General features: G+C 30.6%; 7 protein-coding genes and 1 tRNA gene. 5 read left to right on the forward strand and 3 right to left on the reverse strand.

The window, feature by feature from the left end:
- The first annotated feature begins 104 nt into the window (after positions 1-104).
- The gene (locus LN736_RS18665) at positions 105-401 is read left to right on the forward strand and encodes a DUF2325 domain-containing protein (RefSeq protein ID WP_150357660.1); all 297 of its coding nucleotides are present in this window, start codon (positions 105-107) and stop codon (positions 399-401) included.
- Positions 402-453: 52 nt separating this feature from the next.
- On the opposite strand, the gene LN736_RS18670 is transcribed toward LN736_RS18665, so the two are convergent.
- The 3 genes from LN736_RS18670 to LN736_RS18680 all read right to left on the reverse strand — a co-directional run bounded on the left by LN736_RS18670 (position 454) and on the right by LN736_RS18680 (position 2,481).
- A complete protein-coding gene (locus tag LN736_RS18670) occupies positions 454-1,248 on the reverse strand; it encodes a metal ABC transporter permease (RefSeq protein WP_150357658.1) in 795 nt (264 codons plus the stop codon).
- Positions 1,249-1,271: 23 nt separating this feature from the next.
- Complete coding sequence (locus LN736_RS18675) at positions 1,272-1,928, reverse strand: metal ABC transporter ATP-binding protein (RefSeq protein WP_150357656.1); 657 nt, start codon at positions 1,926-1,928, stop codon at positions 1,272-1,274.
- Between the two features lie 235 nt (positions 1,929-2,163).
- Complete coding sequence (locus tag LN736_RS18680) at positions 2,164-2,481, reverse strand: MGMT family protein (RefSeq protein ID WP_150357654.1); 318 nt, start codon at positions 2,479-2,481, stop codon at positions 2,164-2,166.
- A 100-nt stretch (positions 2,482-2,581) separates the two neighbouring features.
- Between LN736_RS18680 and LN736_RS18685 the strand changes: the two genes are divergently transcribed.
- From LN736_RS18685 to LN736_RS18700, 4 genes are all read left to right on the forward strand, one after another.
- Complete coding sequence (locus tag LN736_RS18685) at positions 2,582-2,803, forward strand: aspartate/glutamate racemase family protein (RefSeq protein WP_150357652.1); 222 nt, start codon at positions 2,582-2,584, stop codon at positions 2,801-2,803.
- A 222-nt stretch (positions 2,804-3,025) separates the two neighbouring features.
- Positions 3,026-4,279 (forward strand): transposase, encoded by a 1,254-nt coding sequence (locus LN736_RS18690; RefSeq protein WP_229982202.1) that lies wholly within the window; start codon positions 3,026-3,028, stop codon positions 4,277-4,279.
- Positions 4,280-4,527: 248 nt separating this feature from the next.
- Positions 4,528-4,602 (forward strand) — tRNA-Glu (locus LN736_RS18695).
- 152 nt (positions 4,603-4,754) lie between these two features.
- Positions 4,755-5,342 (forward strand): nitroreductase family protein, encoded by a 588-nt coding sequence (locus tag LN736_RS18700; RefSeq protein WP_150357650.1) that lies wholly within the window; start codon positions 4,755-4,757, stop codon positions 5,340-5,342.
- Positions 5,343-5,548: the final 206 nt, after the last annotated feature.

Below are 5,548 nucleotides of genomic sequence, written 5' to 3' on the forward strand. Positions count from 1 at the left end.
AAAAGCACAGATGCTTTCTCATCTATACTAAAATATAAAAAATAAATAAGTTTATAGCAGTCATTTAACTGACTATAAACTTATTATACGAGGAGGATTTTATTATGAGTATTTTGGTTATTGGAGGAGACAGGCTAGGGAACATAAAGGATAAACTAAGGGAAAATGGATTTAATAAAATAGGTCATGTCAGTGGAAGAAAAAAAGGTGACAGAAAAATAAAAATACCTGAAAATACGGATTTAGTATTGGTATTAACGGATTATATAGGGCATAACATATCTGAAATAATAAAAAACAAATCCAAGAGAAGCGATGTAACAATTATGTTCTGCAAACGATCTTGGTCCAGTATGTACAAAAACATAGGAGATTATATAAAACAGGTAAAAAAGTCCTAGAAATGTATTTAAATGGTCAATTACCTTATAGATTAATAAACTTATAAAAAAGTTATCTGTTAAAAAGTTTTTTGTAAGTTAATATTATTAAAAGCAGCAGTACTGAAATAAGTGCTATGGTACCTCCAGGAGCACTGTTTATATAATAGGATAGAAATAATCCCAGCATTATGTCTATAAATCCAAATATGATGGAAAATATAAACGTAAGTTTAAAACCTTTGTGAAGCTGGAGAGATGCGGCTACGGGCATGGCAATCATAGATGAAATTACGAGAATACCCAGTATTCTAATAGATACTGAAATAGTAGCGCCTACCAAAAGAGCAAAGAGGTAGTTTATGAGTTTTACCTTTATTCCACAGACTTTTGCACCATTTTCGTCAAAGGTTATATAGAGAAGTTGGTTGTATAGAAAAAATAAAGTCAAAACTGAAATTATACTTAAGGAGAATACTGTAAATAGGTCATTTTTAGATACTGTAAGTATACTTCCAAATAAATAGGAGTTGACGTTTGCATTTGCTTTTCCCGTACTTATAAGTACAATTGCAATGCCAACAGAAAGGGTAAGTACTATTACCAATATCAATTCAGCATATTTTTTATAATAACTTCTTAAAAATTCTATTGTCAATCCTGCAATGGAGGTAAATATAAAAGAAGTTAGTATGGGATTGTATCCCAATACTAGTCCTATTGCCACACCGGCAAGAGAGGAATGTGACAGGGTGTCTCCCATCATGGAATATCTTTTCAAAACTAGAAATGTGCCTACCGCAGGGCATAATATGGATATGAATATACCCGCAATGATTGCATTTTGCATAAAACTGTACTGTAACATAATTTCCCTCCAGTGAAAGTATTTTAATTTTTAAGAGCTGTTAATCTTTTATATTCCTCAATATTATATAGGGATATATTTCCGCTATCTATAGTGCATATTTGACTGGAATTTTCAAGAGCAGCCTTTAAATTATGTTCTACAGATAGTATTGTTATGGATGAATTTCTGTTTAAATTGCTTATTAACTTATATATATCCTTCTGACTTGGAATATCAATTCCTGTAGATGGCTCATCAAATATCAGTAGGTCTGGATGACCTATGAGCGCTCTAGCTATAAATATTTTCTGGCGCTGTCCTCCAGATAAATTTCCTATAAGACTATTCTTGAATTTGCTCATCCCCATAATATTCAAGCATCTGTCCACGGATGCTTTATCTTTTATCTTTAAAATTTTCATATGGCATTTAATTAACTCAGAAACTGTAATGGGAAATTGAGAATTAAAAGTTTCCATCATTTGAGGAACATAGCCGATTTTTTTTGTTGACACATGTATGGTGCCTTTTAAAGGATGTAACAATCCTAAAATCAATTTTATTAGAGTGGTTTTAGCGCTGCCATTTTCCCCTATAATTGAAACATAAGCTCCCTTTTCAATGTTTAAATTTATTTTATATAGTAAATAAGGTGGACTGCCAGTGTAGGAAAAAGTTAAATCTTTTATATGGATCATATTAAAATTCCTCCATTTGTTTATTGTTAGGTGCAACAGCGGTATGTATAGTCAAAATTATGAAGATATATATATTTGTATAGAATGCATTACCATATTATTATATAACTACTTGCAAATTATTTGCAAGTAGTTATATAATAATATGGTTTCTCTCATCTGTTAATTTATGTTGAGTTTTGTTTTTGTTTAAAGGGAATTTTGCTATGAAGGGTCTACTGGGTAAAGTACTTTTTTAACTTTTTCCGTCCCATAGGCATTTTTCCATATCTATATGTCCATCACTTTTAAAAGTAATTCCTTCCGATTTTAAAAGGTATCTTTGAATATCAGAGCTTCCAAATACATAGTCTGGTGAAAGACTTCCAGATCTATTGACAACTCTGTGGCAGGGGAGATGGAGATTATTGGGAGCATTTTTCATGGCCCAACCTACTATCCTAGCATTTCTGGGTTCTCCCAGTATGGCAGCTATTTGACCGTAAGTAGCAACTTTTCCCGGTGGTATTTTAGAAACTAAGTTATAAACTCTGGAAAAAAATTTTTTTGACAAAGACAACATCCCCCTGTATTTATAATTTAACATGTTTATTATAATGTAGATAATCTGAAATTACAATTTACCACTTAATCAATGATATGGTATTATTTTAATGTACACTTTAATATGCACTAATACAATACATAAAATGGCAGATGATATAGAAAATAAAGTAGGAATAAGAGTTTTGCATATAGCTGAAGTAACCGGTAAAAAGGTAATTGAAAAAGGATTGAAAAAAGTTGGACTGCTTGGAACTAAATTTACTATGGAAGAGAATTTCTATAAAAAGATGTTAAAGGAAAAATTTAATATTTTTGCTTTGAGTAAGTGATGGGGATTTCATATTTTTTGTCAGCAAAATATACTCAGAAGTTTAGCACTTAAAAATTTTTGGGGACGGTAATCCTCTGGATTACAAAGTTTTATAAGTATTTAGAATAAAATTAATAAATTCCGATTTTTACTGGAAATTATATAGAAAAAATTTGCATAATAAAAGCATCCTTTTTATAATAGTTTTGCTAGAAACTTAAAAGAAAAGGATGCTGATAAAATGAGCAAAAGTTACTTAAAACAGTTACTCACTTATATTAACAGGGTATATTATATAGGTGAAAAAATCAATACTCTAAAAGATAAAAGGACAAAATCTCCGGTGAAAATTTCAACAATTACTTTCTGTGTTTTATTTGGTTTTATGCTTCAAATAAGAAGTTTTAATAGATTACAGCACTGGTTTGAAAAAAATAAGTTAAGAAAAGTTTTACCAAAAAGAACTAAAATGCCTCGTATTGACGCTGTTAGGCGTTGTTTGAATGATTTTGATCTTGACGGCTTAAAAAGTATCAACAAACATATAATAAAAACTACTATAAAAAATAAAGTATTTAGAAATGGAACTATAGATGGTATAAAAGTAGCTGCCATAGATGGTGTAGAATTATTTGATAGCATTAAAAAGTCTTGCAAGAGCTGCCTTACAAGGGTTGATAAAAATGGTACAACACATTATTTTCACAGGTCAGTAATTTGTGCAATGATTGGTTCTGACCCCCATACTGTTTTAGGCCAAGAAATGCTGGATCAAAAAAAGGATGGTTCAAATAAAGATGAAGGAGAAATTACAGGTGGTAAAAGACTTATTAGAAGACTATACAAGGAATATCACCATTTTGCAGATATTATTGTAGCTGATGCTTTATATTGTAAGTCTACATGGATAAAAGAAGTCCTTTCCATAGGAATGGATGCAGTAGTAAGAGTAAAAGAACGCAGACTCAATATTGTAAAAGATGCGTTAGCCTTATTTAAATGCCGTGAGGCGGATAAATATTGGACTGTAAAGAAAAACATAAATGCTTATAGAAATATTAAAGCTTGGGATGATGATAATTTCCAAATGTCTGATTCAGATATAGAAGTAAGATTCATAAAATTTATAGAAGAAATTCATACTGGAGATAAAATAGAGTTTAAAGAAGGATGGATCATAACAACGGATAAATTTGTATCAGTAAAAACCTTATGGACGATAATGCACAAAAGGTGGGATATTGAAAATAATGTCTTTCATCAGTTGAAGACTGAATGGCATTTAGATCATTGCTTTTTTCACAGCCCTACAGGCGTAGAGACAGTTTTAATGTTTATGATAATAGCATTTAATTTAATGCAGTTATACTTTTTTAGATGTATACGGAAGTTTAGAAAAAAGAATATGCTTCAAATAGATGTTGTTGAAGACATAAAAGATGAAAGATTTACTATAGAAGATAATTGGGATAATCCATTATTTATAAAAGTATAATTTTAAAATAAAACTGGAAATTTTCTTGCTAAGATTTTTAGGGAAAAGGGTAGGTATAGCTATTTTTATGACCTAACGGTTTGTGGGCTTACCAGCTCTTCAAGCAAATGTAAGAAAATATAATTCCAGTAAAAAATAAATTTTTTACTGGAATTTAAGTGCTAAATCTCTGAAATATACTAAAAAATATTGACTAAATGAATAAAAAAATATATAATAATACCTGTTGATTGCAAAAATTAGTATGAGGTCCCTTGGTCAAGCGGTTAAGACGTCACCCTCTCACGGTGAAATCAGGAGTTCGATTCTCCTAGGGACTACCAAATCAGTGGTAGCAGTGTTTTGAAGGGATTCAGGACATTGTTATTTTTATGTTTAACACATTATAAACAAATCCACCTGTGAATTAATTGAAAGTATCGAGAAGTAGGATAAATTTATATTAAATTAATTTTGAGTATTGGAGGTTAATTTTATGGAAAGTCAAGTATTAGAGACTATTCGCAAGCGAAGAAGTATACGTAAATATGGGAAAGATCAAATTCCAGATGAAAAGCTTTCTCTAATTATTGAGGCTGGGCGTTTTGCCCCAAGCGGTGGAAATAATCAAACAAACCATTTTATAGTAATACAAAATAAAGAAACTTTACAGAAATTAAAATTAATGGTAGAAAAAGAATTCGCCAACATGGAGATTGAAGAAGGTATCTATAAAAGTATAAAGAATTCAATTTTGGCATCAAAAAAAGGTGGCTATGATTTCATATACAATGCTCCTACATTAATTGTGGCTGCAAATCAAAGGGAATATGGAAATGCTATGGCAGACTGCTCAGTTGCATTGGAAAATATGATGTTAGCAGCAGTGTCTTTGGATATAGGTTCTTGTTGGATAAATCAGCTTCACTGGTTAGATGATAATAAATGTATTCATGGATATTTAGTGGAACTGGGTTTAAAGGAAAATGAAACGATTTGTGGAGGACTTGCGCTTGGATATTCCCAAACGCCAGAAATGGCATGTCTCAGGAGAACAGGAAATGTTGTTACTTATGTTAAATAATTATAGCCTTAATTTTCTCAATCTATTAGAAATGATTGATTAAGGTTAAAATGAAAAAGTCTAAGAGTAGATAGGAAAAATGTCTCCTGATATAATAATATGTAAAGAGCAGATTAATTTTAACAAAAAGGGCGTAATTCTCCTATCTTCTATAAGTGGGAGATGAATAGTCCTTGTTATTTTAGGTTCGATGCCTAAAATAATAA

The organism is Clostridium aromativorans (assembly GCF_020908015.1).
GTDB classification, from domain to species: Bacteria; Bacillota; Clostridia; order Clostridiales; family Clostridiaceae; genus Clostridium_B; species Clostridium_B aromativorans.

Coding starts and splice junctions, on each gene's coding strand:
- LN736_RS18665 (WP_150357660.1), top strand. CDS start 105: ATGAGTATTTTGGTTATTGGAGGAGACAGGCTAGGGAACATAAAGGAT.
- LN736_RS18670 (WP_150357658.1), bottom strand. CDS start 1,248: ATGTTACAGTACAGTTTTATGCAAAATGCAATCATTGCGGGTATATTC.
- LN736_RS18675 (WP_150357656.1), bottom strand. CDS start 1,928: ATGATCCATATAAAAGATTTAACTTTTTCCTACACTGGCAGTCCACCT.
- LN736_RS18685 (WP_150357652.1), top strand. CDS start 2,582: ATGTACACTTTAATATGCACTAATACAATACATAAAATGGCAGATGAT.
- LN736_RS18690 (WP_229982202.1), top strand. CDS start 3,026: ATGAGCAAAAGTTACTTAAAACAGTTACTCACTTATATTAACAGGGTA.
- LN736_RS18700 (WP_150357650.1), top strand. CDS start 4,755: ATGGAAAGTCAAGTATTAGAGACTATTCGCAAGCGAAGAAGTATACGT.